At 46.5% G+C, this 2,263-nt stretch carries 2 protein-coding genes; both read right to left on the bottom strand.

What is annotated here, in order from left to right:
* The coding region (locus KQJ18_RS23515) for a TolC family protein (RefSeq protein ID WP_216422894.1) at positions 1–1,136 on the bottom strand (1,136 nt) is incomplete at its 3' end.
* Positions 1,129–2,263: MotA/TolQ/ExbB proton channel family protein (locus KQJ18_RS23510; protein WP_216422893.1), on the bottom strand; the 1,135-nt coding region annotated here is incomplete at its 5' end. The genes KQJ18_RS23515 and KQJ18_RS23510, both read right to left, overlap by 8 nt.

Here is a 2,263-nt window from a genome sequence, read left to right as displayed (position 1 = left end):
TCTTTATACAGTTCAATGAGTTTCCCGGCATTTTCATAGGAGCGTTTAGATATTTCTAATGAATCTTTTCCTGTCATATATTTAGAGACAGAAGCATCAACACTATTGCGAGTTTTAAAAATAAAATCATCAAGCCCCAGTTTTGCCTGGGTATATTTTGCACTAAATTTGGCAGCTTCAGATTGGTTCTTAAAGCCATTAAAAATGTTAAAGCCTACTTTAACGCCAACCTGGAGTTCATCCTCATAATCATCCTGCTGCGCATCTTTGGAAGGATTATTGTCCGTGTAGTGGGCGTTGAAATCTACAACCGGATAATTAGCTGATTTTGCCGCCGAATATTCAGCATTTGCTGCAGATATTGCCTTCGTCAAAGAAAGATACGTCGGATTATCCTGCATGATTTTTTTATAAACGGCATCTTTATCAACATTAAAAGGGTATTTATTGAAAAAATCAGGCAGCTTACCCAGGTTTTCAGCGGTGACATTGTCTCCCGTAAGATTACGCAGCATCATTAACTGCGTATCCAGTTGCGCGCGGAAATTCAACTCCTGAGTGCTTAAAGAGTCGATAGATACCTGAACTTTACGAATATCCGATTGCATTGCTGCGCCTGCGGCGATGAGTTCGGAAAAATCATTCAGCATCTGCTTGTAAAAGATTTTCTCGTCGTCGATCACCGCAAGTATCTGCCGGGTTTTTTCCACTGACAAATAGGCATCGGCCGTTTTTTGTGCGGTTGTAAGCAACTCTTGTTGGAAATCGTACTTACTGGCCTCTTCCTGCTGCTCAGACTTAGAAATATTGCTGCTTCTGACGCCAAAATCCGCAATTCGGTAAGCGAGGGTTAATTTATTCTCTACGTTCTGCTCATTATCATGTTCGTCCGTTTTTTTATGGATGGCTTCTGACGAAACGTCCAACGTCGGATAGAGAGAAGCTTTGCTCATGTTTGTCTCCTGGTGACGCATTTCGGTCTCCCAGGATGCAATGGCCACAGAAGGTTGCGTGTTTAACGCATCCACAATTAACGTCCGCAGCGGCAACGTATGGTCTCCCGTTTCTGCATGAGCGCAGATGGCCAACGGCAGCGAACTCCCGAGGATAAGCAAAGCGATGACGGATTTATTCATGGCTTTTTTTCTCCTTAAGGACATTAATTTCTTTTTGCAGATTGCGGTGCATTCCGGCAATTTGTCCAAGCAGGGGTTCAAACGTCTGTGACTGGCTATCCAGCGTGGCGACGGTTTCATGGTGGTGATCGAGGTTGACGCGTTCGGCGGTTTCCACAGCGTTGGAGATGCCATCCAGAAGTGAAGCCTGCTCGCTAAAGTGGCGCTCAGCAACGGTATGTAGTTCTCCCACGTTTGCATCAAGGTGTCCCATACCATCATTGACCTCCAGGACGGCATGATGGGTCTGCGCTTGCGCGACCAGTAATTCGTCCAACGTACCGCGCTGAGATTCAACCGTAGCCATCAGTTGTAGCTGACTGGTCTGCAGCAAAGATTGACTTTCGGTTAGCGCTGCAAGGTGTGTTCCCTGGTTGACCAGAGCTTGCGTAGATGCGCCGAGCTCTTTCTCAATCCCGAGCAAAGCGGAATGATTCGACGTGATGCACTGGTCTATATGCTGTAACTGTTCAACCTGTTGATGAACCGCAGCAATAAGGGCATCATTAAATTTCTCCGTTTTGCTGGCCCCCTCTACAGTGCAGCTAAGAAGTGAATTCAGCATGTTGTTGCTGGCGTCAAATGCGTTAGTCAGGCGTTCCTGAAAGCCAAACATGCCCGCTTTGAACTCTTTGATCACATCGTCCAGATCGGTTATCAGACGCAGGGTTTTCGTTTTTCCGATCGCAGAGGTTTTACTGCGCTCATGACATTCTCTGACGAAATCAAGGCGCGCATTGCGTAAATCGATGGCTAAACGGGTGAATTCCCCACGCAGGAAAGAACACATCACATTAAGTAAAATAGCGCTCACCACCCCATAGATTGATGAAACGAATGCGGTATTCATTCCTTTCAGTGGTTCAGCAAGCGAGGAGACCACACTGACGATAATCCCTAACGTATCCGCCTCGTTACCGCCGGTGATTTGCGATTTCTCCAGCAACGAGATGACCGAGGCAATCGTCATAGATAAACCCGCGAAGGTTCCCAACAGACCAATCATGGTAGACAGGTTTGCGCAGGTCATAACTCCTGCCAGACTCTGGTTCTGCTTACGATTCACGCTGTTATCCATGCTTTCATAC

Source organism: Citrobacter sp. S55_ASV_140, assembly GCF_018919505.1.
GTDB classification, from domain to species: Bacteria; Pseudomonadota; Gammaproteobacteria; order Enterobacterales; family Enterobacteriaceae; genus Citrobacter; species Citrobacter werkmanii.
This window is presented reverse-complemented; position numbering and strand designations above follow the sequence as displayed.